Consider the following 23,918-nt stretch of genomic DNA (forward strand, 5'->3'; position numbering starts at 1 on the left):
ATGCCCGCGATGCTGCCCTCGGGCCGCTCGCCGCCCTCACCGGCCGGCCCCGCAGCCGTCTGCGACAGCTCCACGTCACCCACGCCGCCGTTGCGCTCGACGTACGCGCCGATCAGGCCTCCGGCCCCGCCCGCGRCCAGCGCCAGCACGAGGGCGCCCACCGCCATCACGCCCCCGCAGGGCGCCCCCGTGCCGCCCGGTGGCATCACTCCACCCCACGGCGTTCACGTGCCGCCGACGGGTACGACTCCGCCGCAGGGCGTCCCTATGCCGCCCGGCGGCGTCACTCCCCCTCACGGCATCCACGTGCCGCCGACGGGCACGACTCCGCCCCACGGCGTCCAGGTGTCGCCGACGGGTACAGCCCCGCCGCAGGGCGCCCCCATGCCGCCCGGTGGCATCACTCCGCCCCACGGCGTCCAGGTGCCGCCGACGGGTACAGCCCCGCCGCAGGGCGCCCCCGTGCCGCCCGGCGGCATCACTCCGCCCCACGGCGTCCAGGTGCCGCCGACGGGCACGACTCCACCCCACGGCGTCCCCGTGCCGTCCGGTGGTGGTGCGCCGGTGCGGGGGGTGCCGTCGGGTGGGGGTGGTCTGCTGGAGGCCGGGCCGCAGGCGACGGCGACGGCGACGGCGACGACCGTGCTGCCTCTTCCGTCGGAGCCGGGAGATGGTGCGCCGCGGCGCGCTCCCCGGCGCCGGTCCAGGATGGCGGTGGGCGCCCTCGTGCTGGCGCTGGTCGCGGGCGGGGCCGGAGGCCTGATCGGCGCGTACGTCGAGCGCAACGGCGGCGTGGGTGACGTGGAGCTGCCGCAGACGGCTGCGGGGCCGGCCGGTGAGGGCGGTGAGCGGCCCGAGGGCAGCATCGCGGGCATCGCGCGGCAGACGCTGCCCGGTGTCGTCACGCTGCACGCGCGCGGCGGTGGGGCGGAGGCGACGGGTACGGGGTTCGTGCTGGACCGGCGGGGTCACATCCTCACCAACAACCACGTGGTCGACTCGGCACAGGGCGGTGACGCGGTGCGGGTCACCTTCAACAGCGGGCAGACCGCCACGGGGCAGGTCGTCGGCAGCGACAGCGGTTACGACCTGGCGGTCGTCAAGGTGTCCGGAGTGTCGGGCCTCAGCCCGCTGCCGCTGGGCGATTCGGACGCGGTCCGGGTGGGTGATCCGGTGGTCGCCGTCGGCGCGCCGTACGACCTGGACGGGACGGTCACCACGGGCATCATCAGCGCCAAGGAGCGCGCGATCACGGCCGGGGGCGAGGAGCCGGGCAGTGAGATGAGCTATGTGAACGCGCTCCAGACGGACGCTCCGATAAATCCGGGCAACTCCGGAGGTCCGCTCGTGGATCGCCGGGGGCGGGTGATCGGTGTGAACAGCGCGATCAAGGGGGCGGGCAGTGAGGCCGCGCTGCCCGAGGGCGAGGGGGGCGGAAGCGTCGGGCTCGGGTTCGCGATCCCCGTCAACCAGGCCCGCCGGGTCGCCGAGGAGCTGATCAACGAGGGCCGGGCCACGCATCCGGTCATCGGCGTCACGCTCGACATGGAGTACGACGGCGAGGGGGCGAGGATCGGCGGACCTGCCGGGCACGGTGCCGCGGTCGTCCGGGGCGGCCCCGCGGACGAGGCGGGGCTGCGGGAGGGCGACGTGATCACCGAGGTGGGCGGCAAGGCGGTGGCCGGCGGCGAGGAGCTGATCGTGCGGGTTCGCAGCCACCGGCCGGGGGACGAGCTGGAGCTGAAGGTGCGGCCCGGCGGCTCCGGACAGGAGCGGACGGTGACCGTCACGCTCGGTTCGGCGACGGGATGAGGTCGTCCGACGGGTGCGCGGCCAAGTCGGGTGCGAGGGCGGGGTCCCGCGTACGGGGCGAGGGCGGGTACCGTGACTGATGGCCGTGAGAGCCATGGACGGAGTGAGGGAGCTGCGCGGTGTTCTTCGACATAGGACCACTGGAGCTGGTCACGCTCATCGTGCTCGCCGTGCTGGTGTTCGGCCCGGAGAAGCTCCCGAAGGTGATTCAGGACGTCGCCGCCTTCATCCGCAAGGTGCGGCAGTTCTCCGACAGCGCGAAGGAGGACATCAGGGAGGAGCTGGGCCCTGAGTTCAAGGACTTCGAGTTCGAGGACCTGAATCCGAAGACGTTCGCGCGCAAGCACCTGCTGGACAACGAGGACCTGGGTCTCAAGGAGATCAGCAACAGCTTCGACTTCCGCAAGGATCTGGACGAAGTCACCGACGCGGTGAACGGCAGCGACCACAAGGGCGACGAGGCCGGATCGAACGGTTCGAGCGGTGGGAAGAACGGTTCCGGCGCGATCGACATGGTCAAGAAGGGCGCCTCCTCGACCACTCGCGGTACCCCTGACCTGGCCAAGCATGGCTCCGACGGGGTGAACGGCCGGCCGGTGGGCGGAGACGGCCCCCGCCGGGGTGATCCGCCGCCGTTCGACGCGGACGCCACGTGACGCTCAGCACGCAACGATCGCGTCACCGTTGCTCTTTCGGCACCGGGACATCTGCGGCGTTTGCCGTCCATCTCGCCACCCGCACCGCGTCCTGATCCCCCGGGCATGACCGACACGGCGGACCGGTGTGGCTATCCTCCCAGTGTCGGGGGTCGCCGGGCTCGGCTGCCCATTGGCACAGGGCAATGAGGAGGCGTCGCGCAGATGGAGACGACGAGTCGGCTAGCCGGGGAATCCGGGCCCGCCGCGCAGGGTGTGCCCGGCGCGCGGCGGGCGGTGGACGACTACCTGATGGCCGCCTTTCCGTGGTACGGCCTGGACGAAGCCTTCACGGGGCCGCGCTGGCTGATGCGGGTCGGCACCGCGGCCGACGGCACGGTGGAGCACGGCTCGACCGGTCACGGCGAGGAGCCCTCTCTCCACGCGGAGAACTCCCCGCAGGAGCAGAGCTTCGCGGTCGTCGTCACCCTCGCCAGCCGCCCGGTGCGGCGCAGCGGCGACGGTACGGGCACGCTGGAGGCCACCTCCGTCTCGACCGCCGCCTGGCTGGCGGGCTCCGGGCTGCTCTCGTGCAGCTATCCGATGGAGATGGACCGCAGCCTGCGCCAGGACTGGCTCGACCAGCAGACCGGTGTCGCCTGGGAGCTCGCCGACGATCTGGAGGGGGCGGGCTGGAACGCTCTCTCCCTGCCGGTGGACGGGGTGCCGACCGACTTCCACTACCGCGAGTCCGAGTACGGGTGGGTGCTGGCCGGCTCGGCTCAGGAGGGCGTCCATCTGGGCGCCTACGGCCGCGGCATGAGCGCCTACGGGCTCGGCTTCCGCGTCGTCAAGGACATCACCGGCTACGAGCCGCACTGAAGCCAAGCCCCAGAACCCTCAGAACTTGTTGCTGGGGGTCAGGCCCAGGGACATGCCCGCCAGGCCGCGTTCGCGGGCGCCGAGCTTGCCCGCGACATCGCGCAGCGCCGCCCCGGCGGGCGAGTCCGGGTCGCTGAGGACCACGGGCTTGCCCTCGTCGCCGCCCTCGCGCAGCCTCAGGTCGATCGGGATGCCGCCCAGGACCGGGACGTCGGCCCCGGTCGTGCGGGTGAGCCCCTCGGCGACCTGCTTGCCGCCGCCGGTGCCGAAGACGTCGACCATCTCGTCGCAGTGCGGGCACGGCATGCCGGACATGTTCTCGATCACACCGGCGATCTTCTGGTGGGTCTGCACCGCGATGGAGCCGGCGCGCTCGGCGACCTCGGCCGCCGCTTGCTGAGGCGTCGTGACCACCAGGATCTCCGCGTTCGGGATCAGCTGGGCCACCGAGATGGCGATGTCACCCGTGCCGGGCGGCAGGTCGAGCAGCAGCACGTCCAGGTCGCCCCAGTACACGTCCGCGAGGAACTGCTGGAGTGCCCGGTGCAGCATGGGGCCGCGCCAGACGACGGGGGCGTTGCCGGGGGTGAACATGCCGATCGAGATGACCTTCACGCCGTTCGCCGACGGCGGCATGATCATGTCCTCGACCTGGGTGGGCCGCCCCTCGGCGCCCAGCATGCGGGGGACCGAGTGCCCGTAGATGTCGGCGTCCACCACGCCGACCTTGAGCCCTTCGGCCGCCATGGCGGCGGCCAGGTTGACCGTCACGGACGACTTGCCCACGCCGCCCTTGCCCGAGGCCACGCAGTAGACCCGGGTGAGCGACCCCGGCTGTGCGAAGGGGATCTCCCGCTCGGCCTTGCCGCCGCGCAGGGAGGCGGCCAGCTCGCGGCGCTGCTCGTCGCTCATCACGTCCAGTTCGACGCGCACGCTCGTGACGCCGGGGACGCGCTGGACGGCCTCGGTGACATTGGCGGTGATCGTCTCGCGCAGGGGACATCCCGAGACCGTCAGAAAGACCCCTACGTCGACGGTGCCGTCGGGCGCGATGGCGATGGATTTGACCATGCCCAGGTCCGTGATCGGCCGGTGGATCTCCGGGTCGTTCACCGTCTCGAGCGCCGCGCGGACGGCGTCTTCGGTGGGGGTGGTCGCCTGGGTCTCGGTAGCCATAACTGAATAGTAAGGCCGTGCGGACCGTGTCCGATAAGGGCGGGGGTCGGGCGGCGGTGCCAGGGCGCGGCACCCGGCGGGCTGGGTCCCGTCAGCCGGGTCAGCGGTCCTGGCCGCTCTCCTGGGCGCCTGCGCCGCCCTGTTCCCGCTCCTGGAGCTCCTTGAGGAGTTCGGCCAGCTCCGAGCGGATCCAGTCGCGGGTGGCGACCTCGCCCAGGTTCATGCGCAGCGCGGCGATCTCGCGGGTCAGGAACTCGGTGTCGGCGATGCTGCGCTCGTTGCGGCTGCGGTCCTGCTCCAGGTTGACCCGGTCCCGGTCGTCCTGCCGGTTCTGCGCCAGCAGGATCAGCGGCGCGGCGTAGGAGGCCTGGAGGGAGAGGGCCAGGGTGAGGAAGATGAACGGGTACTCGTCGAACTTCCACCCCTGCGGCGCGACGATGTTCCAGCCCATCCACACGACGATCACGATCGTCATCCACAGCAGGAAGCGGCCGGTGCCCAGGAAGCGGGCGATCCGTTCGGAGAAGCGTCCGAACATCTCCGGGTCGTAGGACGGCAGCAGCGCGCGCCGAGGGGCGCGCGGCACGTCGAGCCGGGGACCTTCCCGTTCAGCCATCGCGCTCCGCCTCCCCGTCGCGCTCGCGTCCTTCCCACACTCCGTGGGAGAAGCCGGGCAGCCCGCCGACGGCCGCCGCCTGCCGCCAGTCCTCGGGCAGCAGGTCGTCCAGCACGTCGTCGACGGTGACGGCGCCCAGCAGGTGGCTGCCCTCGTCCACCACGGGCGCCGAGACGATGTTGTAGGCCGCCATGTAGCTGGTCAGCGCGGGCAGCGTCGTGCCGGGCGGCAGGGGCTGGAGGTCGGCGTCCACGAGGGAGCCGACGAGCGCGAACGGCGCCTCCCGCAGGAGCCGTTGGAAGTGCACCACGCCCAGGTACTGCCCTGTGGGCGTCTCGTCCGGGGGGCGGCAGACGTAGACCTGCGAGGCCAGGGGCGCGGGCAGGTCCTCCTCGCGGACCCGGGCCAGCGCCTCGGCGACGCTCGCGTCGGGGCGCAGCACGATGGGCTCGGTCGTCATGAGGCTGCCGGCCGTGCCCTCCTCGTAGGCCAGCAGCCGCCGCACCGGTGCCGCCTCCTGGGGCTGCATCAGGTCCAGCAGCCGGTTCTTGTCGTCCTCGGGCAGTTCGCCGAGGAGGTCGGCCGCGTCGTCGGGGTCCATGGCCTCCAGGACGACGGCGGCCCGCTCGTCGGCGAGCTTGCCGATGATCTCGACCTGGTCGTCGTCGGGGAGTTCTTCCAGCACGTCGGCGAGCCGGTCGTCGTGCAGCGCTGCGGCGACCTCGGCGCGGCGTTTCTCGGAGAGGTGGTGCAGGACGTTGGCCAGGTCGGCGGGGCGCAGCTGGTCGAAGGTGGCCAGCAGGTTGGCGGTGCCCTGCTCGCGCTCCTCCAGGGCGAAACCGGTCACCGCGTCCCACTCCACCGTCAGCGTCTCACCGCGCCGGCCCCGCAGCCCGCCGCCCTTGCGGCCCTTGCGGACGAACAGCCGGTCGATCTCCCAGTCGCGGCGGGCCGGAAGCCGTTGCAGCCCCACGTCGAGCACCGTGACCTCCTCGTCCGTCTCCAGGAGGGTCACCCGGCGGTCGAGCAGTTCGCCGAGGATCAGGCGTTCGTTGGGGCGCTGTTCGAAGCGGCGGATGTTGAGCACGCCTGTGGTGATGACCTGTCCCGACTCGACGCCGGTCACCCGGGTCATGGGCAGGAAGACCCGCCGCCTGCTGACGACCTCCACCACCAGGCCCAGCACGCTGGGCAGCCGGCGCCGCCCGCCCAGCATCGTGACCACGTCGCGGACCCGGCCGACCTGGTCGCCGTTGGGGTCGAAGACGGCGACGCCGGCCAGGTGGGAGACGAAGACCCGGGGAGCGCCCGCTGCCATGAGCCGTCCACCCTCCTCGACCGCGCCGACCGGTCACACCCGCACGGAGAGCTTCGCGGCTTTCCGGCTGATTGCCCGGTTATGACGACTTCAGGCTAGCGTGACCGGCGCCACGGGCGCCGTAGCGGTGTGGTCCGGACGGCTGGCTTCCGGAGGGGGCCCGCCATACGGGTAGGGTGCCGTCCTGCCGCCGACCACAGGAGGGTCCCCTCGTGACTGGACGCGCCCGCGCACCCCGGAGTGCAGCGCTGCTCGCTCTCGTCAGCGCCGGAGCGGTCACCGCTCTGAGCGGGTGCGCGGGCGAGGACCCGGACGCGGGCACCAACGGGGTGGGCAAACTCTCGGCCACCAAGATCGAGAAGAAGGCCAGGTCGGCCGCCGAGGACGCCGAGGCCGTACGCGTCGACGGCAGCGTCGTCAGCAAGGGCCAGACCTACCGCCTCAAGATGCGCCTGAAGAAGAGCGGCGGCGTCGGGGAGGTCTCCGCCGAGGGCGGGTCCACCTTCGAGCTGCTGCGCACGGACCGCGACCTCTATCTCAAGGCGGGCACCGACTTCTGGGCCCAGCAGGAGGGCGGCAAGAAGCCCGGCAAGGGCGATGTCGCCGCCGCGCGGAAGCTCAAGGGCAAGTACGTCAAGGTGCCCCGCACGGACCCCGCCTACAAGCAACTGAGCGTCTTCACCGACATGAGCACCCTCCTCGACGGGCTGCTGGCCATGGAGGGCAAGCGCCAGACGGGGGAGCGCGGCGAGGTGGACGGGACCAGGACCATCCGGGTCACCGCGGGCGAAGGGCGCGGCGGCACCCTCGACGTCTCCTTGAAGGGCGACCCCTACCCGCTGCGGCTCCAGCGCCCGGGCGGCGCCGGCACCGTACGGCTCACCGACTGGAACGACGGATTCGCCCTCCACGCGCCGAAGAAGGAGCAGACCGTCGACTACGGAAAACGGATCTCCCCTGAGCAGACGGGCTGACTCCGGCCCGACCCGGACCGCTGAGTACTGTGGCGCCCGTTACGGTGAACGATCAACGGACGAAGAAAAAAAGACGGATTGCTGAGCGAGGGGGACGGAACGGGTGGCCGGAACGCATGGGGAGTACGTGGGCCGCTACCGACTGCGGGAGCGCCTCGGGGCCGGCGGCATGGGCAGCGTGTGGCTGGCCGACGACGAGACTCTGGGCGCACAGGTCGCCATCAAGCAGATCGAGATGCCCGCCGGGAGCGGCGGCAGCGACGGGAGCGGCGGCAGCGAGTCCGGCGGCGAAGGGAGCGAGGGATCCGGCGACTTGTCGCCCATCCGGCGCGCCCGCCGCGAGGCGCTGCACGCCACCAAGCTGCGCGGGCACCCGCACGTGGCGACGGTCCTCGACGTGGTGCAGCACGAGGGGCTGCCGTGGATCGTCATGGAGTACGTCTCGGGCGCGACGGACCTCGCCAAGGTCATCCGCGACGAGCCCCGCCTCCCGGACGCCGAGATCTGCCGCATCGGCACAGCGGTACTGAAGGCGCTGGAAGCGGGCCACGCGCACGGCATCCTGCACCGCGACGTGAAACCGGCGAACATCCTCCTCGCGTCCGACCACGCCGGGAACCGGCACGGGCGGGTCATGCTGACCGACTACGGCATCTCGCTCGAAGCCGACTCCGGGCAGACGCGGATGACGCAGACCGGCGTCATCGGCACCCCCGGTTTCACGGCGCCCGAGCGGATGCGCGACCAGGAGCGCCGCGAGTCCGACCTCTTCTCGCTCGGCGCCGCGCTGTACTGCGCCTCCGAGGGGCACGGTCCCTTCGACCGGGGCTCGGCCATGGCCTCGTTCTCCGCGTCCCTGCTCGAACCGGCGCAGGCGCCGGCCAACGCGGGCCCCGAGCTGCGCGCCCTCCTGCTCGGCCTGCTGGAGAAGGACCCCGACCAGCGCACCGACACCGGTACCGCCATGACGCGGCTCACCCGGATCGCGGCGGGCCCGGCGGTGGACGACGTCACCTTCGCCATCCGGGGCTCGGGGACGGCTGGCGGAGGCGGGGACGGCCGTGCGGTGCCCGGCTACGGCCCGGCTCGGACGCCGGTCCCGGGGCAGGGCTTCGGCCCGGCCCCCGGCAGCCAGGACCCCTCGTCCGGCCCCTCGTCCGTGCCGGGCGCCCCCGGCCCCTCGTCCGTGCCGGACACCCCCGGTGTGCCGGGTGTGCCGGGTGCGCCGGTTTCGGCGGGCGCGCCTGCCGTGGCGGCGCACGGTCCGGACGTCATGGACGCCGTCCCCACCGGCGGTTCCGCCGCGCGGGAGGGCAAGCCGGCCTACAAGGTCGCCTTGAGCGCGACGGGCAGGGGCCTGTGGAAGGCGTGGCGTTGGCTGTGCGAGCTGAGCCTCCTGGGGAAGCTGCTGCTGCTCCTCGCGATGGTCGCGCTCGCCTTCCTCGGGGCGTTCCTCGACCGCGTGGAGCACGGCGGCGCCCCGATCGGCGCCGGACTCGGACCACAGGTGATCAGCTCCGCCCACCCGGACGCCGACGCCGCGCATGCCGACGCCGGATCGATGACGAGGACCTGGGCGGCGGCTTCCGCGCGATGACCCGCAGGCACGCGGGCAGGGACGCCACCGGACTCCCCGTCTGCGGGGGCCGGCCCCTGTCCTGGGGCGGAACCCGCGTCACGGTGGCCGTGCGGACGGTGGGGAAGCCGCCGGAGGTCAGCCGGTCCGGCGCTTGCGGCGGCGGGAGAGCAGCCGCGGCAGCCCGGCGGGCTGGGCGCGGCGGGTGGTGGCCGGGGTCGCCACTGGCGGCGCCGCCTGCGCGTCGTGGGACATCGAACCCGGCTGTTCCACCAGCTCGCCGGTCGGCTCCAGACGCAGGACGCGGCTCTCGCGGGCCCACCTGTGCAGCATGGTGTCCGCGTCCGGTGCGTTGAGCCGCTTGCCCTTCAGCTCGTCGACGGCCGCCTGCCACTCCTCGCCGTGCGGCGTCAGTTCCCGCACCCGCGCGGACCAGACGACGAGGCGGGCGCCCTTGTCCTTGCCGCGCACCGTCACGGTCGCCGTGGCGCCGTCCGTCAGCCCCATGCCGGTCAGCGGCTGTTCCAGCGAGCCGTCTCCCACCAGGCAGACGGCACCCTCCCGCCACACGTGCCACAGCCCGCGCGCGGGGCCGGCCGGGCCCCGGACCCAGACCAGTCCCGACTTCTTGGCCGTCTCCTCGATCAGGGCACGGCCGAGGTGTCCTTCGGCGGGGCGCGGTGCGGCGGGTGTGGCGGTCATGGCCGCAGGTTACAGCCAGCCGTTGCGCTTGAAGCCGCGGTGCATGCCGTAACAGATCGCCACGATGAGCAGCAGCACCACTGGATAGCCGAACTTCCAGTGCAGCTCCGGCATGTACGTGAAGTTCATGCCGTAGATCCCGGCGATCATCGTCGGTACCGCGAAGATGGCGGCCCAGGCCGTGATCTTCCGCATGTCCTCGTTCTGTGCGACCGTCGCCTGCGCCAGGTTGGCCTGGAGGATCGAGTTGAGCAGGTCGTCGAAGCCCAGCACCTGCTCGTTGACGCGGGTGAGGTGGTCGGCCACGTCGCGGAAGTACTTCTGGATGTCCGGATCGACCAGCCGTACGGGCCGCTCGCTCAGCGTCTGCATCGGCCGCATCAGCGGCGAGACGGCACGCTTGAACTCCAGCACCTCGCGCTTGAGTTGGTAGATGCGGCTCGCGTCGCCGCCGCGCTTGCCGCCGCCCGTGCGGTCGGAGAAGACCTCGATCTCGACCTCGTCGATGTCGTCCTGCACCGCGTCGGCGACCGCGAGGTAACCGTCCACGGTCTGGTCCGCGATCGCGTGCAGCACGGCCGAGGGCCCCTTGCTCAGCAGCTCGGGGTCGTCCTCCAGCCGGTGCCGCAGAGCCCGCAGGGAACCCTGGCCGCCGTGCCGCACGGTGATGATGTAGTCCCGCCCCGTGAAGCACATCACCTCGCCGGTCTCCACCACCTCGCTGGTGGCGGTGAGTTCGGCGTGCTCGACGTAGTGGATCGTCTTGAAGACGGTGAAGAGGCTCTCGTCGTACCGCTCCAGCTTCGGACGCTGGTGCGCGTGCACGGCGTCCTCGACGGCCAGCGGGTGCAGACCGTACTCCTGTGCGATACCCGAGAACTCCTCCTCGGTGGGCTCGTGCAGCCCGATCCACACGAACCCGTCGCGGCTCTGCCCCTCGGCGGAGCGGACCCGGCACAGCGCGTCGGCGGGGGAGCGGGTCTCGGTCTCGCGGCGCCCGTCCAGGTACGCCGCGCAGTCCACCACCGCGCTGCTCATCGACGGGCCGCCGCTCTCGTAGACGCCGGTGCCGTACCCGGAACGGTTGTCCTTGCGCAGTGCCGGGCGCACAGCGGCGCGCAGCTCTCGGATCATCGACATGAGGCCCTCCACGGTGCCGTGCCATGCCGTCGTGCACACGGGCCGGGGCGTCGTGCTGCCCGGAACGGGGGCCTACGGGGAGCTACCCGGAGGTCCGCAAAGCGGGCACCACACGCGGGCCGCGGCGACGACATTCGCTGACGAACGAAACAGTGCGTGACTGCGGAACGCGGGCGCTCTCCCGCCGTGCGTGCCCCGAGAGGAAGGAAACCTGGCCCGACGAGGACGTTGCCACCGCGCGGCGGCGCGGGAACCTCAGGGCCGATGCGGCGTGACCACTGCGGGGGCGGAAGAGCGGCTGGTACTGCACGGTCGACTCGGATCCATGTCAGTCCCACCTCCTCCGGCCGGGCCCCTGTGGGGGACGATGTGTACACGCCTTGACCGGCAGCCAACGGTAGCACTGGTACGCGGGTTCCCGTGCCGCCGCCGCCCGTTGCGGGTGCCCCTTTGCCGCCTCCTTACGCGACCATGCCGCGCTCCTGAGGGAGGGACCGGGGTTCTATGCTCGCCGGATGAACGACGTCCTCACACTGGTCGACACCCATGTGCGCAGGGCCTTCGGTGAGCCGGACGCCCGCGCCGCCGTCACGTTCCTGGGGACGGAGCGCATCGAGGTGATGCGGTTCGTCGGAGCGGAGGACGGCATCGTGCGATACGCCACACGCGGCATGTCGGCTGCCCCGATGACCGACCCGGCCGAGGCGCTCGCCGACCCCGAGCGCGGACCGCGCGCCGAACTCCTGCTGACGGTGCGGGCCGGGGTCGCCGACACCGACAAGGTGCTGCGCCCGCTCGCCGTACTCGCGGCGGCACCGCAGGTCGAGGGCGTCGTCGTCGCTCCGGGCGCCTCCCTGGACACCGGCGAGCCCCTGTGGCCCGGAGCCCCCTTCACCTCGGTCCTGGTGGCCGAGGGCGGCGGCCTGGTCGAGGACCTGCCCCTGGAGGCGCCTCTCGATCCCGTCCGCTTCTTCCCGCTGCTGCCCATGACGCCGACGGAGGCGGCCTGGAAGAGGGTCCACGGGGCCGACGCGCTCCACGAGCGCTGGCTCCGTTTCGAGACGGACCTGCGCGATCCGCTGCGCGGTGCTGTGCCGCTCACTTGAGCCGCCCGCATCTCCCCGCTCACTCGACCGGGGATGCGTGGCCCGGCGCACGCGGGGCGGGGGACGAGGTGGTCCGGTCAGTGCGACGGGCAGAGGCGGTGCGGTCAGCGCGACGGGCAGAGGCGGTCCGGTCAGCGCGACGGGCAGAGGCGGTTCGTTCAGCGCGCCGGGCGCCGGTGCGATCACCGGTTTGTCATGCCGCCACCTGCGGGTCTCACGGAGGGTGGTGCGCAGGCCAGGGCTCCACCCGGGTGATCGTCCTTGACGGGAACGCGACCCGGTAGGACTGTTGGAGCTCATGAGGGGCGAACCCAGTTGCCCGAAGTGCGGTAGCCGGGTCAGGGCACCCGGCCTCTTCGCCGACACCTGGCAGTGCGGCGTACACGGCGCCGTGCACCCGCTCCAGCCTGTCCTCCCGCCCAGCGTCGACGCCCTCGCCGTCGTCGTCGGCCGTACACGGGTGCCCGTGTGGATGCCGTGGCCGCTCCCCGTGGGCTGGCTGTTCACCGGCGTCGGCTGCGCGGGAGACGACCGCAGCGGCGGTCGCGCCACCGCCGTCGCCTGCTCGGGCCCCGCACCACTGGGCGGCCCCGGAGAACTCCTGCTGATCGCCGAGGAGTTGGGCGTCGGGCTGGGCGCGCGCTACGCCGGTATCGAAGGGCCCGACCCCGGCCCCGCGATCTGCGGCGGCAAACCACCCCAGGCCAAGGTCCTGGCCGCGGGCCACCCCACCCACCTGTGGCACGTGGACGGTGCGCCCGGCGACCGTGCGGTCTTCGCCGGTGAGGCGTGCGGCCTGTGGCTGTGGGCGATCGTGTGGCCCCAGGAATCCGGACTGATGCTCTACGACGAGCTGGTCCTCACCGACCTGCGCGACGCCGGGGCCGAAGTCGACCTGGTGCCCTGCGGAGCACTCTCCCCGCGGCTGATTCCCTGACCTCGCCCCTCACCCCTCGCCCTTCGCCCCTCGCCCTTCGCCCCTCGCCCCCGGCCCGGTCCGGCCCTGCCCGGCGGCCGGTGCTCTTGCCCTCGCCTCGCCTCGCCGTGCCCTGCCGGCGTTCGCGGGGTCGGGGTTCCTGGCCGCAGGGGTGCCGGACGGTGCGGCTATTCTTGAGGAGGCTCGTCATGAGCCCGTCACCCGCCCCCAGCACCCTTCGGAGCCCGTCGCAGTGCGCATCGACCTGCACACCCACTCCACCGCCTCCGACGGCACCGATTCCCCCGCCGAACTGGTACGCAACGCGTCGGCCGCGGGGCTCGACGTCGTCGCGCTCACCGACCACGACACGGTCGGCGGCCACGCGGAAGCCCTCGCGGCCCTGCCCGCGGGGCTCACCCTGGTCACCGGGGCCGAACTCTCGTGTCGGCTGGACGGGGTCAGCCTCCACATGCTGGCCTACCTCTTCGATCCGGACGAGCCCGCGTTCGCCCGGGAGCGCGAACTCGTCCGTGACGACCGCGTGCCCCGTGCCCAGGCCATGGTCGCCGAACTGCGCGAGCTGGGCGTGCCCATCACCTGGGAACAGGTCAGCCGCATCGCCCGGAACGGTTCGGTGGGCCGCCCGCACATCGCGGCGGCCATGGTCGAGGAAGGCGTCGTCGAGACGGTCTCCGACGCCTTCACCGAGGAGTGGATCGCCAACGACGGGCGCGCCTACGTCGGGAAGCACGAGCTGGACCCCTTCGACGCGCTGCGCCTGATCAAGGGCGCGGGCGGCGTCGCCGTCTTCGCCCATCCGCTGGCCGCCAAGCGTGGACAGTGCGTCCCCGTCAGCGCGCTGGCCGATCTCGCACAGGCCGGGCTCGACGGTCTCGAGGCGGACCACGCCGACCACACCCCCGAGACCCGCACCCGGCTGCACGCCCTCGCCGACGACCTCGGTCTGCTGGCCACCGGCTCCAGCGACTACCACGGCACCCGCAAGCCCATCGCCCTCGGCGACTTCACCACCGCGCCCGACGTCTACGCCGAGATCGCGGCACGCGGCTCAGGCGCCGCCCCCGTCACGGGCTGAGTCCGGCGGGCGGGTATCCGGTGCCGCACCGCGGCACCGGACCCGGCGCTTCCACGGCGGCGCGGACGCGTCGGCCCTCCCTGTGACCGGCCAGTGCCCTCCGCGGGGCCGCGTGCCGTGCCCCCTGCCTCCGCCCGCGCGCCCGGGCGCCTGGGGACCCGGCACGCCGACGCGGACGCGTCGGCGCGCCCCGCTCTGCCCGCCGGCGCCCGCACGCGAGGGAACCCGCGCCTCGCCGCGCCCTGCCCCGGAGCCGACTCCGGCCGACGCCACCTGGCCGCGCCACCTGGCCGCGCCACCTGGCCGACGCCGTCCGGTCGCGCCGCTCGGTCGCGCCATTCGGACGTGGCTCGTGGCGCCCGAGCCATCGCTCCACCGACCCACCCGTCCATCCCTCCCACTCCTCCAAGGCACAGGCACCCTCGTGTTCGACTTCGCCCTCTTCGGATCCGTCTTCCTCACCCTGTTCGTGATCATGGATCCGCCCGGTATCACGCCCATCTTCCTCGGCCTCACCTCCGGACGCCCCGTGAAGGTGCAGCGCAGGATGGCCTGGCAGGCCGCCGTCGTCGCGTTCGGGGTGATCACGCTGTTCGGGATCTGCGGCAAGCAGATCCTCGACTACGTCCACGTCTCCATCCCCGCCTTGATGGTCGCGGGAGGACTGCTGCTCCTGCTCGTCGCGCTCGACCTGCTGACCGGCAAATCCGACGAGCCGACGCAGACCAAGGACGTCAACGTCGCGCTCGTCCCCCTGGGCATGCCGCTGCTGGCCGGGCCCGGCGCCATCGTGTCCGTCATCCTCGCCGTCCAGCACGCGCACGGCTGGGGCGGACACGTGTCGGTGTGGGCCGCGATCGTGGCGATGCACCTGGTGCTGTGGCTCGTGATGCGCTACTCGCTGCTGATCATCCGGGTCATCAAGGACGGCGGCGTCGTCCTCGTCACCCGGCTGTCGGGCATGCTGCTGTCGGCCATCGCCGTGCAGCAGATCGCCGGCGGCATCACCCAGTTCATCCAGGGCAAAGGCTGAGCGTTCACCCAGGGCGAAGGCTGAGCCAGAAGTCCACCACGGCCCGCGCCGTCTCCCGCGGACGCTCGGCGTTGGGGGAGTGCCCGGTGCCCGCGACGACGGTGCGCCGGGCGTCCAGCCGCCCGGCCATACCGTCCAACCACTCCACCGGCCAGGCGTCGTCCTCGGCGCCGGAGACCACGTGGATCGGCAGCGCCAGCGCCGCGAGTTCCGCCACCCGGTCGGGCTCGGCCAGCAGTTGCCGGCCCGTCGCCGCCAACTGCCCGGGCACGTTGCTCAGCCAGCGGCGCCGCAGGAACTCCTCCATCGCCCCGGAGGTCTGCTCCACCTCCCGCCGCGAGTACGGGGCCTGTCCGGCCGAGCCGACCGACTGGTCCAGCTCCCGCATGACCTCCCAGATGGCCGCCATGCTCATCGTCTCCAGCGCGCCCAGCAGCATCCGTACGCGCTGCTGCTGGGACGGCGAGACGGCAGCGGGGCCGCTGCTCACCAGCGTCAACGACGCGAAGGGAGCGGCGTCCTCCAGCACGGCGGCGCGGGCGATCAGACCGCCCAGCGAGTGGCCCAGCAGGTGCACGCCACCGGGAGAGCGGCCGGCCACGGCCGCCACCACCGCGTGCACGTCGCGGGCGAGCTCGACCTGCGCGTAGGTGCCCTCGTCGGCCTGGCCGCCCGTCGCGAACTGTCCGCGCCCGTCGACCGCCACCGCCCGGAACCCGGCGCGTGCCAGCGGCTCCAGCAGGCCGATGAAGTCCTCCTTGCTGCCGGTGAACCCGGGCAGCAGCACCGCGACGCCCCCGGTCTCGCCCGGGCCGCCCGTGTCGTGCACCGCGAACTCCCCGCGCGCGGTGACCAGACGGTACTCCCGCACACCGGCGGGCAACGCGAGAAAAGGCGGCTTGCTCATGCCCTGACGCTACCCGCGGCGCCCCCCGCGCTTCCCCGGGCCCATGGGCCGGAGTGGGTACGTCGCGCGACTCTGCGTGACTCCGCGTGCCTCCGTTTGCCTCCGCGTGTGTCCGGGTCCGTCCTCCGGCCGGGTCCGTCCTCCGGCCGGGTCCGTCCTCCGGCCGGGTCCGGCCGGGCCGGGGCGGCCCGGTGCACATGCGAACGGCTCGGCACCCCTGAGGGGTACCGAGCCGTTCCGTCCCGGTCAGGGACGTGGGTCAGCTCTCCGACGCGGGCTGCTCGGCGGAGCGGGTGGTGGCTCCGCGCGAGCGGGTGCGGCGGCGGCGGGGCTTGCGCGCCTCGCCCTCACCGGCGGCGTCGGTCTCCTTGGCGGCGGGCGCCTCGGAGGAGGCCGCGGGGGCGCCGGAGCGGGTACGGCGGCGCCGGCGCGGCTTGCGCGCCGCTGCGGTGTCCTCGCCCGTCTCCGTGGCGACCGACGTGCTCTCGCCGGCCGTGGCGGTGGCCTCTTCGGCCGACGGCTCCGCGCGCAGCGCCCCACGGGTGCGCCGGCGCTCGCGCGGCTTGCGCGCCGGGCGGGCGCGTTCGGCGGACGGACCGCCGGCCCCCGCCGACTTGGCGCGCGAGCGGCCACCGCCGCCCGTCTCGCCGAGGTCCTCGATCTCCTCGGCCGCGAGTCCGGCGCGGGTGCGCTCCGCGCGCGGCAGGATGCCCTTGGCCTCCTTGGGGACGCCCAGGGCCTCGTACAGGTGCGGCGAGGTGGAGTAGGTCTCCTCCGGGTCGTTGAAGTCGAGCTCCAGCGCCTTGTTGATCAGCTGCCAGCGCGGGATGTCGTCCCAGTCGACCAGCGTGACGGCGGTACCGGAAGCGCCCGCGCGGCCGGTGCGGCCGATGCGGTGGAGGTAGGTCTTCTCGTCCTCGGGCGTCTGGTAGTTGATCACGTGGGTGACGTTGTCGACGTCGATACCGCGGGCGGCGACGTCCGTGCACACCAGGACGTCGACCTTGCCGTTCCGGAAGGCGCGCAGCGCCTGCTCGCGCGCTCCCTGGCCCAGGTCGCCGTGGACGGCGCCGGCCGCGAAGCCGCGCCGGCTCAGCTGCTCGGCCACGTCGGCCGCCGTGCGCTTCGTGCGGCAGAAGATCATCGCGAGCGCGCGGCCCTCGGCCTGCAGTATCCGGGCGACCATCTCCGGCTTGTCCATGGAGTGCGCGCGGAAGACGTGCTGGGTGGTGTTCGCCACCGTCTGGCCCTCGTCGTCCGGCGAGGTGGCGCTGATGTGCGTGGGCTGGCTCATGTAGCGGCGGGCGAGCGAGATGACCTGGCCCGGCATCGTCGCGGAGAAGAGCATCGTCTGGCGCCGGGTCGGCAGCATTTCGATGATCTTTTCGACGTCGGGCAGGAAGCCCAGGTCGAGCATCTCGTCGGCCTCGTCCAGGACGAGCGCCCTGATCTGCGAGAGCCGCAGCTTCTTCTGGCCCGCCAGGTCCAGCAGCCGTCCCGGCGTGCCGACGACGACGTCGACGCCCTTGTTGAGCGCTTCGACCTGCGGCTCGTAGGCACGGCCGCCGTAGATGGGGACGACCCGCACATTGCGGGCCTTGCCTGCGGTGAGCAGGTCGTTGGTGACCTGCTGGCACAGCTCACGGGTGGGGACGACGACGAGGGCCTGCGGCGCGTCGGACAGCTCCTCGGGCTTGGCGCGGCCCAGCTCGACGTCGGCGGGGACGGTCACCGACTCCAGCAGCGGAAGCCCGAACCCCAGCGTCTTGCCGGTGCCCGTCTTCGCCTGACCGATGACGTCGGTGCCCGCGAGGGCGACCGGAAGCGTCATCTCCTGGATCGGGAAGGGTGAGGTGATGCCGACGGCTTCGAGGGCCTCGGCTGTCTCGGGAAGGATCCCCAGATCTCTGAACGTGGTGGACAGGGTGCTTGCCTCTTCTGTGTGACGCGCGGGTGGGGCTGCGGCGTCCGGCCGTCCCAGCATTCTGGACGGTCCAGCGGAGCGAGGAGAGGATCTACCGCACCCGGGCGGCCGTCGTATCGGCCCGCCCGGTGGGTGCGGGACCACTGGCTCCCGCTCAAGCGCCTCACTCGCGCGAGCGGTCCCTCTCAGCGCGACCCGTGCGGGGAGCACGAACCGGCGGAAGGCTGTCGGGTCGGAGCCGATCGGGCCACCGACCGGGCATCCGCATTTCATGCATGCAGCGAGTCCACGTCATCTGGTGGACCCATATCACTGTACCCCGAATCCGCGCATGTGTACCGGGGCAATCGTTGTGTACGAGTTCACCGCAGGTCCGCGGGGGCTTCCCAGGATCGGGCAGGGGCCCCGCGACCTGGGGGCCTCGGGCTATCGTGCGCAGTATGGAGACGCCTGACAAGACCGCCGACGACGGTTCCGAGTACGCCCCCGCCACCTCGATCGCCTCCCAGAACTGGGAGCAGGCCGCGGCGGAACCGACCTATCGTGCCGCGGTCGTCGATCTGCTGGGGGCCTTGGCCTACGGGGAGCTGGCGGCCTTCGAGCGGCTCGCCGAGGACGCCAAGCTGGCGCCCTCGCTCGCCGACAAGGCCGAGCTGGCCTCGATGGCGTCGGCCGAGTTCGGCCACTTCGAGAAACTGCGCGAACGGCTGGCCCGGATCGACGAGGACCCCACGGCGGCGATGGAGCCGTTCGCCGCGCCCCTGGAGGAGTTCCACCGGCTGACCGCCCCCTCCGACTGGCTGGAGGGCCTGATCAAGGCGTACGTCGGGGACTCGATCGCCTCCGACTTCTACCGCGAGGTGGCGACCAGGCTGGACACCGACACCAGGGCGCTGGTGCTCAGCGTGCTGGCCGACACCGGGCACTCCAGCTTCGCCGTGGAGAAGGTGCGGGCCGCCATCGAGGCCGATCCGCGGGTGGGCGGGCGCCTCGCCCTGTGGGCGCGGCGGCTGATGGGCGAGGCGCTGTCCCAGGCGCAGCGGGTGGTCGCCGAGCGGGACGCGCTCTCCACGATGCTGGTCGGCGGGCTGGCCGACGGCTTCGACCTCGCCGAGGTCGGCAAGATGTTCTCCCGGATCACCGAGGCCCATACGAAGCGGATGGCCGCGCTGGGGCTCGCCGCCTGAGTCAGCTCAAGCGGAGGGCCGCGCTGGGGCCTGCCGCCCGAGTCCGGACTCCACGAGCCCGGGCTCCACGGACCGCGGCGCCGGGGTGGTGCGCAGGGTGTCCCTGCGCCACTGCCTGCGCCCGGGCGCGTCCCGCAGCAGCAGCGAGAGCAGGGCCGCGCTGACGCCCAGGGCCACACACAGCGCCACCGGGACGTGTCCCGCGCCGAAGACGGTGTGGCTGATGAGGCCGCCGACGAGGGCGGCGACCGGGCCGGTGGCCAGCACGAGCCGCCGGTCGGGAAGCCGCTCGGGAAACCGCCTGCTCGCGACGAGGGCGAGGGCGAGTCCAAGGCTTGCGGAGCCGAGAGCCTCCCAGATCATGAGGACCTCCTCGGGGTGGCGGTGAGCTGACCGCTGTCCGCGGTCGTTCCCGGTCTCCCCCTGGGTACGGACGCTGAAACGGCGGCCGCGGAAGCAAATCCCGCGGCCGCCGCCGTGCGCGTGACCCTGTCGCCTCTCAGAGCGCTGCGGAGCTGCTCTCAGAGTGCGTCGGAGCCGCTCTCAGATGGCTCCGAAGCCCACCTTGCGGCCCGACGGCTGGCCGATCTCGATGTAGGCGACGCGGTCCGCCGGGATCAGGACCTTCCGGCCGTGCTCGTCCTCGAGGCTGAGCAGCCCGGAGCCCTTCTCCAATGCCGCCGCCACCGTGCTCTCGACCTCGTCAGGAGTCTGCTTGCTCTCCATGACGATCTCGCGAGGCGCGTACTGCACGCCGATCTTGACCTCCACGGCTATGTCCCTCCGACGGTCTGGTGTCCCCGTGCCGATGCCCGGGATGCGATGCGCGGCCAGCCGCGCCGTACTGGAGTAACCCTAGCTCTCGGCGGGGGACGCCGAGGGGGCGCGGTCGCACGCCGGCAGCGAACAACCGCGCCCCCTCGGACCGGGAACGCGCCCCCTCGGACCGGGGAAGACGCCGGCTACTGCATCGGGAACCCGGCGATACCGCGCCAGGAGAGCGAGGAGATCAACTTCGCCGCCGCGTCCCGCGGAATCCGCTGGCCCGAACCCAGCCAGTAGCGCGCGGTGATCTGCGCCATGCCGCACAGGCCGACGGCCAGCAGCATGGACTGCTCCTGGGAGAGCTTGGTGTCCTCGGCGATGACCTCACTGACGGCCTGCGCGCAGTCCAGGCTCACCTTGTCCACGCGCTCGCGCACGGCGGGCTCGTTCGTCAGATCCGACTCGAACACCAGGCGGAAAGCGCCGCCCTCGTCCTCCACGAAGCCGAAGTAGGCGTCCATGGTGGCCGCCACGCGCTGTTTGTTGTCCGTCGTGGACTCCAGCGCCCTGCGCACCGCCTGGAGCAGCGCCTCGCAGTGCTGGTCGAGAAGCGCGAGGTACAGCTCCAGCTTCCCCGGGAAGTGCTGGTAGAGCACCGGTTTGCTGACGCCGGCACGTTCGGCGATGTCGTCCATCGCCGCCGCGTGGTAACCCTGCGCTACGAAGACCTCCTGAGCTGCGCCCAGCAGTTGGTTGCGTCGGGCCCGGCGGGGCAGACGCGTGCCACGCGGGCGCGCTTCGGTCTGCTCGATGGCTGTCACGCCGCCTCCCTGTGTGTTTCTGAGCGCGAGCTGCGCTGTACCGCCATCGTACTTTTCAGTAACGGGAGTGGGGGCTCCACGGCTCCCGAATTTTCCGCCGTCACCCGGGCCGGGCGGGCGCTTTATCGGTACTCGTCCTCATTCAGCTCCACCACGCGTGCCTGCTCCGCCGCGTCGGCGGGGTCGGCCTCGTGCGAACCGGACGGGGCGAGCGGCTCGTCCCGCTGCCGCAGCAGGTCGGCGTGCTGTTCGGCCGCGTCCGCCTCCGTCGCCTCGGGGTTCTCCGTCCCCTCCGGCTCCTCCTCGTAGGCGGTGTCGGCGTACGTGTCGTCAAAGATTTCCGGGTCGGTCGGGTCGAGCGGCATGCCTGCTCCCCTTTCCAGGGCGCGGCCCGCCTGCGCGGGCCTACTTTCGAGACTAGGAGCGGGTCACCAGGGGCGCACGCCCGCATGCACGCTTCCCGCGGAGCGGGTGCACACGAACGGACGCGGACGCCGTGTGCCTCTGACATCCCCTGTCCACCAGTGTGCTTCTTCTGTGACGGTGGGCACGTGAAGGTGTGTGTGATCGTCTCGTAACATTGCCGCATGTCCTCCACCGAGCAGCCGGGAACCTCCGCTGCCGCGGTCCGCCCCGCCGCGCCGTCCACGGCGCCGCCGGGGTCCCGTGTCGGCGACCGGGAGACGCTCAGGACGGTCTCGCTGCCGGGCCTGACGCTGGCCGTGCGCGCGCTGCGCGACGAGGCCGGCGCCGACGCCCGCGCCGAGGCGGACGGCCGCTCCACGGCGCGGCGCGCCCGGGCCGTACCGGCGACCCGCCCGGCGGCGCTGTACGTGCACGGGCTGGGAGGCTCTTCCCTCAACTGGACGGCCCTGATGCGCGAGCTCGCCCCCGACGTGACCGGCGAGGCGCTCGACCTGCCCGGCTTCGGTGACTCCCCGCCGCCCGACGACGGCGACTACTCGGTCTCGGGCCACGCCCGCGCGGTCATCCGCTACCTGGACTCCTGCGGACGGGGCCCCGTGCACCTGCTGGGCAACTCGCTCGGCGGCGCCGTGACGACCCGGGTGGCCGCCGTACGCCCCGACCTGGTGCGCACCCTGACGCTGATATCCCCCGCGCTGCCGGAGATCCCTCCGCAGCGCACCGCCTGGCCGACCGCGCTGATGGCGGTGCCGGGCATCGCCGCGCTGTTCGGCAGGCTCACCCGCGACTGGCCGGCCGAACGCCGCACCGGCGGCATCCTCGGACTGTGCTACGGCGACCCGGCGCGGGTCAGTCCGGAGGACTTCGCCGCCGCCGCCGAGGAGTACGACCGCAGGCTGCGGTTGCCCTACTTCTGGGACGCCATGGTCCGCTCGACACGGGGCATCGTGGACGCCTATACCCTGGGAGGCCAGCACGCGCTGTGGCGGCAGGCCGAGCGGGTGCTGGCGCCCACGCTGCTGATCTACGGAGGGCGCGACCAACTGGTCGCCTTCCGGATGGCCCGGCGCGCCTCGGCCGCGTTCCGTGACTCCCGGCTGCTCGCTCTGCCGGACGCGGGACACGTCGCCATGATGGAGTACCCCGAGATCGTCGCGGGTGCCGTCCGCGAGTTGATCGACGACGCGGCCACGGCCGCACGGCGGTCGAACACCCCCGCAGCCGGGACCGCCGTACAAGGCACCGGCAACCTCGAAAGGTGACCAGTGGGACGCCACAGCCGTAAGGGCAAGGCCGGTACCGCACGCGGCCAGCAGCGCTCCGGTATACCCGAGCGCCAGGCGGACACCGGCCGGGCCGCCGCCCGGTCCCGCGACACTGGCGTCCCCGCACGGCCCGGTTCGGCCGGGTGGGAGCGGGACGTCGCCGCGCCGTACCCAGCCGAGGGCGCCCCGGGAGCCGGTCCGGGTCCGCAGGGCACCCCCGCGCACGGCGTCCCCCCGCACGTCGACGAGCCCACGCGCGGCGGCCACCCGCAGTTCGGCGAGCCGTACCGCAACGGCCCCGGCGGCGGGACCCACGGGTACGGCTCCGCGCAGGGCCATGGCTCTGGCCCCGGCCAGGCGCAGAACCCATGGCACGCACAGGCGCCCGGGGAGCGCGGCGGCCCTCACGGGCCGCGCCAGGACTACCTTGACGCCTTCGACGACGACGTCTTCGCCCACGGCGCGAGCGGGGGTGCCGGCGTGCGCGGCGCCGCGGGTGCGGCGGGTCCGGCGGGTGCCGCCGGTGCGGCGGGTGCTGCCGGTGTGTCCGGTGCGGCCGACGCGCACCAGCGTCCGGCAGGCGCCTCCGGTGCGCCGCGGGCTCCCTTCCGTCCCGCCGGGCCCGCCGCGTCCGGGCCGCCGGCGCCGGAGGCCACCGCCTCTGGCGCGCCCCCCGCGGACGACGAACCGCGCGGCAACCGGGCGCTGCCCGCGCGACCGCGTCCACGGCGGCAACGCACCGGCGGCAGAGCCCGCACGTACACGGGCATCGCCGCCGCGGCCGTCACGACCGTGCTGGCGATCGTCATCGCCGGGCAGGTGGCGGGCGGGGAGCACAGCTCGGGGCAGTCCGACGACGGAGCGAAGACGGGCGAGCGGACGCCGGACGGAGGCCCCGGGGCAGCCGACCGCGCCGACCGCGGGGCGCGGCCCACGCCGGGCGACGAGGCCGCTTCGTACGACGCGAAGATGGCGCACGTCTACCCGCTGGCCGACGACCTGGAGGGAACGAACAAGTTCACCGCCGTGCCCGGCCACCAGAAGGGCAGCGGCAAGGGCGAGGTGGTGCGCTACCGCGTGGACGTGGAGGAGAAGCTGCCGCTGGACGGTGACCTGTTCGCCGAGGCGGTCCACAAGACGCTCAACGACGAGCGCAGTTGGTCGCACGGCGGCAAGCGCAGCTTCGAGCGGGTCTCTTCCGGGAAGGCGAAGTTCGTCATCACGCTGGCCACCCCGAAGACCACCGACCTGTGGTGCGCCAAGTCGGGTCTGGACACCAGCGAGCAGAAGGTGTCCTGCGACTCGGCGGCCACCGAACGGGTCATGATCAACGGTTACCGGTGGGCGCGCGGGGCCAAGACCTTCGGCCCGGGCAAGATGCACGCCTACCGCCAGATGCTCATCAACCACGAGGTCGGCCACCGGCTCGGCCACGACCACGTCGGCTGCCCCGGTGACGGCGAGCTCGCCCCGGTGATGATGCAGCAGACCAAGTACCTGACCACGCAGGGCAAGACCTGCCGCCCCAACGCCTGGCCCTACCCGCGCGGCTGACACCCGGCCGCCACCGCCCGCACGGTTCTCGTGGCGCGGGCGGTTCGTGGAGGGGGGCGGTTCGTGTGGGGGGTTCCTGTGGGG

At 72.9% G+C, this 23,918-nt stretch carries 23 protein-coding genes and 1 pseudogene; 12 read left to right on the forward strand and 12 right to left on the reverse strand.

Features of this window, described 5'->3' with window-relative positions:
* Nucleotides 1-206, reverse strand: a pseudogene (locus tag AB8Z75_RS13630) (protease); the annotation flags it as partial.
* Here AB8Z75_RS13630 and AB8Z75_RS13635 point away from each other — a divergent pair.
* The 3 genes from AB8Z75_RS13635 to AB8Z75_RS13645 all read left to right on the forward strand — a co-directional run bounded on the left by AB8Z75_RS13635 (nt 112) and on the right by AB8Z75_RS13645 (nt 3,329).
* A complete protein-coding gene (locus tag AB8Z75_RS13635; RefSeq protein WP_369201782.1) occupies nt 112-1,812 on the forward strand; it encodes a trypsin-like peptidase domain-containing protein in 1,701 nt (566 codons plus the stop codon). The pseudogene AB8Z75_RS13630 and the gene AB8Z75_RS13635 overlap by 95 nt on opposite strands.
* A gap of 119 nt (nt 1,813-1,931) precedes the next feature.
* On the forward strand, nt 1,932-2,468 hold the full coding sequence (locus AB8Z75_RS13640; RefSeq protein WP_369201760.1) for a sec-independent translocase: 537 nt from the start codon (nt 1,932-1,934) through the stop codon (nt 2,466-2,468).
* A gap of 204 nt (nt 2,469-2,672) precedes the next feature.
* A complete protein-coding gene (locus AB8Z75_RS13645; RefSeq protein ID WP_369201761.1) occupies nt 2,673-3,329 on the forward strand; it encodes a hypothetical protein in 657 nt (218 codons plus the stop codon).
* Between the two features lie 18 nt (nt 3,330-3,347).
* Here AB8Z75_RS13645 and AB8Z75_RS13650 read toward each other — a convergent pair whose 3' ends face one another.
* The 3 genes from AB8Z75_RS13650 to AB8Z75_RS13660 all read right to left on the reverse strand — a co-directional run bounded on the left by AB8Z75_RS13650 (nt 3,348) and on the right by AB8Z75_RS13660 (nt 6,439).
* The gene (locus AB8Z75_RS13650) at nt 3,348-4,505 is read right to left on the reverse strand and encodes an Mrp/NBP35 family ATP-binding protein (protein ID WP_369201762.1); all 1,158 of its coding nucleotides are present in this window, start codon (nt 4,503-4,505) and stop codon (nt 3,348-3,350) included.
* Nucleotides 4,506-4,605: 100 nt separating this feature from the next.
* A complete protein-coding gene (locus AB8Z75_RS13655; protein WP_369201763.1) occupies nt 4,606-5,121 on the reverse strand; it encodes a DUF1003 domain-containing protein in 516 nt (171 codons plus the stop codon).
* Nucleotides 5,114-6,439: a CBS domain-containing protein gene (locus tag AB8Z75_RS13660; RefSeq protein WP_369201764.1), complete on the reverse strand. Its 1,326-nt coding sequence runs from the start codon at nt 6,437-6,439 to the stop codon at nt 5,114-5,116. Before AB8Z75_RS13660 ends, AB8Z75_RS13655 begins: the two co-directional genes overlap by 8 nt.
* Before the next feature lie 212 nt (nt 6,440-6,651).
* Between AB8Z75_RS13660 and AB8Z75_RS13665 the strand changes: the two genes are divergently transcribed.
* Nucleotides 6,652-7,413 (forward strand): hypothetical protein, encoded by a 762-nt coding sequence (locus AB8Z75_RS13665; RefSeq protein WP_369201765.1) that lies wholly within the window; start codon nt 6,652-6,654, stop codon nt 7,411-7,413.
* Nucleotides 7,414-7,516: 103 nt separating this feature from the next.
* Nucleotides 7,517-9,010, forward strand: coding sequence for a protein kinase (locus tag AB8Z75_RS13670; RefSeq protein WP_369201766.1), 1,494 nt, complete (start codon nt 7,517-7,519; stop codon nt 9,008-9,010).
* A 117-nt stretch (nt 9,011-9,127) separates the two neighbouring features.
* On the opposite strand, the gene AB8Z75_RS13675 is transcribed toward AB8Z75_RS13670, so the two are convergent.
* Both AB8Z75_RS13675 and AB8Z75_RS13680 read right to left on the reverse strand, forming a co-directional pair.
* Nucleotides 9,128-9,691 carry a hypothetical protein gene (locus AB8Z75_RS13675; protein ID WP_369201767.1) on the reverse strand — a complete coding sequence of 188 codons (564 nt, stop codon included), beginning with the start codon at nt 9,689-9,691 and terminating at the stop codon, nt 9,128-9,130.
* Nucleotides 9,692-9,700: 9 nt separating this feature from the next.
* Nucleotides 9,701-10,831 carry a magnesium and cobalt transport protein CorA gene (locus AB8Z75_RS13680; protein ID WP_369201768.1) on the reverse strand — a complete coding sequence of 377 codons (1,131 nt, stop codon included), beginning with the start codon at nt 10,829-10,831 and terminating at the stop codon, nt 9,701-9,703.
* A gap of 515 nt (nt 10,832-11,346) precedes the next feature.
* Here AB8Z75_RS13680 and AB8Z75_RS13685 point away from each other — a divergent pair.
* The 4 genes from AB8Z75_RS13685 to AB8Z75_RS13700 all read left to right on the forward strand — a co-directional run bounded on the left by AB8Z75_RS13685 (nt 11,347) and on the right by AB8Z75_RS13700 (nt 14,985).
* The gene (locus tag AB8Z75_RS13685; protein ID WP_369201769.1) at nt 11,347-11,937 is read left to right on the forward strand and encodes a suppressor of fused domain protein; all 591 of its coding nucleotides are present in this window, start codon (nt 11,347-11,349) and stop codon (nt 11,935-11,937) included.
* A gap of 298 nt (nt 11,938-12,235) precedes the next feature.
* A complete protein-coding gene (locus AB8Z75_RS13690; RefSeq protein ID WP_369201770.1) occupies nt 12,236-12,874 on the forward strand; it encodes a DUF6758 family protein in 639 nt (212 codons plus the stop codon).
* A gap of 232 nt (nt 12,875-13,106) precedes the next feature.
* On the forward strand, nt 13,107-13,952 hold the full coding sequence (locus AB8Z75_RS13695) for a PHP domain-containing protein (RefSeq protein ID WP_369201771.1): 846 nt from the start codon (nt 13,107-13,109) through the stop codon (nt 13,950-13,952).
* Nucleotides 13,953-14,376: 424 nt separating this feature from the next.
* Nucleotides 14,377-14,985 carry a MarC family protein gene (locus AB8Z75_RS13700; RefSeq protein WP_369201772.1) on the forward strand — a complete coding sequence of 203 codons (609 nt, stop codon included), beginning with the start codon at nt 14,377-14,379 and terminating at the stop codon, nt 14,983-14,985.
* A 4-nt stretch (nt 14,986-14,989) separates the two neighbouring features.
* Here the strand turns inward: AB8Z75_RS13700 and AB8Z75_RS13705 are convergent, their stop codons facing one another.
* Both AB8Z75_RS13705 and AB8Z75_RS13710 read right to left on the reverse strand, forming a co-directional pair.
* The gene (locus tag AB8Z75_RS13705) at nt 14,990-15,892 is read right to left on the reverse strand and encodes an alpha/beta fold hydrolase (RefSeq protein ID WP_369201773.1); all 903 of its coding nucleotides are present in this window, start codon (nt 15,890-15,892) and stop codon (nt 14,990-14,992) included.
* 259 nt (nt 15,893-16,151) lie between these two features.
* Nucleotides 16,152-17,876, reverse strand: coding sequence for a DEAD/DEAH box helicase (locus tag AB8Z75_RS13710; protein ID WP_369201774.1), 1,725 nt, complete (start codon nt 17,874-17,876; stop codon nt 16,152-16,154).
* A gap of 380 nt (nt 17,877-18,256) precedes the next feature.
* Here AB8Z75_RS13710 and AB8Z75_RS13715 point away from each other — a divergent pair, with 380 nt between their 5' ends.
* Nucleotides 18,257-19,003 (forward strand): ferritin-like fold-containing protein, encoded by a 747-nt coding sequence (locus AB8Z75_RS13715; protein ID WP_369201775.1) that lies wholly within the window; start codon nt 18,257-18,259, stop codon nt 19,001-19,003.
* Nucleotides 19,004-19,009: 6 nt separating this feature from the next.
* Here the strand turns inward: AB8Z75_RS13715 and AB8Z75_RS13720 are convergent, their stop codons facing one another.
* The 4 genes from AB8Z75_RS13720 to AB8Z75_RS13735 form a co-directional block, all read right to left on the reverse strand.
* A complete protein-coding gene (locus tag AB8Z75_RS13720) occupies nt 19,010-19,366 on the reverse strand; it encodes a hypothetical protein (RefSeq protein WP_369201776.1) in 357 nt (118 codons plus the stop codon).
* A 180-nt stretch (nt 19,367-19,546) separates the two neighbouring features.
* Complete coding sequence (locus AB8Z75_RS13725; RefSeq protein ID WP_369201777.1) at nt 19,547-19,774, reverse strand: DUF3107 domain-containing protein; 228 nt, start codon at nt 19,772-19,774, stop codon at nt 19,547-19,549.
* Between the two features lie 191 nt (nt 19,775-19,965).
* On the reverse strand, nt 19,966-20,589 hold the full coding sequence (locus AB8Z75_RS13730) for a TetR/AcrR family transcriptional regulator (protein WP_369201778.1): 624 nt from the start codon (nt 20,587-20,589) through the stop codon (nt 19,966-19,968).
* 122 nt (nt 20,590-20,711) lie between these two features.
* Nucleotides 20,712-20,954, reverse strand: coding sequence for a hypothetical protein (locus tag AB8Z75_RS13735; RefSeq protein WP_369201779.1), 243 nt, complete (start codon nt 20,952-20,954; stop codon nt 20,712-20,714).
* Between the two features lie 222 nt (nt 20,955-21,176).
* On the opposite strand from AB8Z75_RS13735, the gene AB8Z75_RS13740 reads away from it, so the two are divergent.
* Both AB8Z75_RS13740 and AB8Z75_RS13745 read left to right on the forward strand, forming a co-directional pair.
* The gene (locus AB8Z75_RS13740; protein WP_369201780.1) at nt 21,177-22,277 is read left to right on the forward strand and encodes an alpha/beta fold hydrolase; all 1,101 of its coding nucleotides are present in this window, start codon (nt 21,177-21,179) and stop codon (nt 22,275-22,277) included.
* Between the two features lie 3 nt (nt 22,278-22,280).
* On the forward strand, nt 22,281-23,834 hold the full coding sequence (locus tag AB8Z75_RS13745; RefSeq protein ID WP_369201781.1) for a DUF3152 domain-containing protein: 1,554 nt from the start codon (nt 22,281-22,283) through the stop codon (nt 23,832-23,834).
* Nucleotides 23,835-23,918 lie beyond the last annotated feature (84 nt).

This window comes from Streptomyces sp. PU-14G, assembly GCF_041028275.1.
GTDB lineage: Bacteria > Actinomycetota > Actinomycetes > Streptomycetales > Streptomycetaceae > Streptomyces.

What these genes read in the sequence shown, in the direction of transcription:
- AB8Z75_RS13710 (WP_369201774.1), bottom strand. Translation starts at nt 17,876, where the DNA reads ATGCTGGGACGGCCGGACGCCGCAGCCCCACCCGCGCGTCACACAGAA.
- AB8Z75_RS13655 (WP_369201763.1), bottom strand. Translation starts at nt 5,121, where the DNA reads ATGGCTGAACGGGAAGGTCCCCGGCTCGACGTGCCGCGCGCCCCTCGG.
- AB8Z75_RS13715 (WP_369201775.1), top strand. Translation starts at nt 18,257, where the DNA reads ATGGAGACGCCTGACAAGACCGCCGACGACGGTTCCGAGTACGCCCCC.
- AB8Z75_RS13720 (WP_369201776.1), bottom strand. Translation starts at nt 19,366, where the DNA reads ATGATCTGGGAGGCTCTCGGCTCCGCAAGCCTTGGACTCGCCCTCGCC.
- AB8Z75_RS13685 (WP_369201769.1), top strand. Translation starts at nt 11,347, where the DNA reads ATGAACGACGTCCTCACACTGGTCGACACCCATGTGCGCAGGGCCTTC.
- AB8Z75_RS13680 (WP_369201768.1), bottom strand. Translation starts at nt 10,831, where the DNA reads ATGTCGATGATCCGAGAGCTGCGCGCCGCTGTGCGCCCGGCACTGCGC.
- AB8Z75_RS13650 (WP_369201762.1), bottom strand. Translation starts at nt 4,505, where the DNA reads ATGGCTACCGAGACCCAGGCGACCACCCCCACCGAAGACGCCGTCCGC.
- AB8Z75_RS13675 (WP_369201767.1), bottom strand. Translation starts at nt 9,691, where the DNA reads ATGACCGCCACACCCGCCGCACCGCGCCCCGCCGAAGGACACCTCGGC.
- AB8Z75_RS13735 (WP_369201779.1), bottom strand. Translation starts at nt 20,954, where the DNA reads ATGCCGCTCGACCCGACCGACCCGGAAATCTTTGACGACACGTACGCC.
- AB8Z75_RS13690 (WP_369201770.1), top strand. Translation starts at nt 12,236, where the DNA reads ATGAGGGGCGAACCCAGTTGCCCGAAGTGCGGTAGCCGGGTCAGGGCA.
- AB8Z75_RS13740 (WP_369201780.1), top strand. Translation starts at nt 21,177, where the DNA reads ATGTCCTCCACCGAGCAGCCGGGAACCTCCGCTGCCGCGGTCCGCCCC.
- AB8Z75_RS13660 (WP_369201764.1), bottom strand. Translation starts at nt 6,439, where the DNA reads ATGGCAGCGGGCGCTCCCCGGGTCTTCGTCTCCCACCTGGCCGGCGTC.
- AB8Z75_RS13705 (WP_369201773.1), bottom strand. Translation starts at nt 15,892, where the DNA reads ATGAGCAAGCCGCCTTTTCTCGCGTTGCCCGCCGGTGTGCGGGAGTAC.
- AB8Z75_RS13645 (WP_369201761.1), top strand. Translation starts at nt 2,673, where the DNA reads ATGGAGACGACGAGTCGGCTAGCCGGGGAATCCGGGCCCGCCGCGCAG.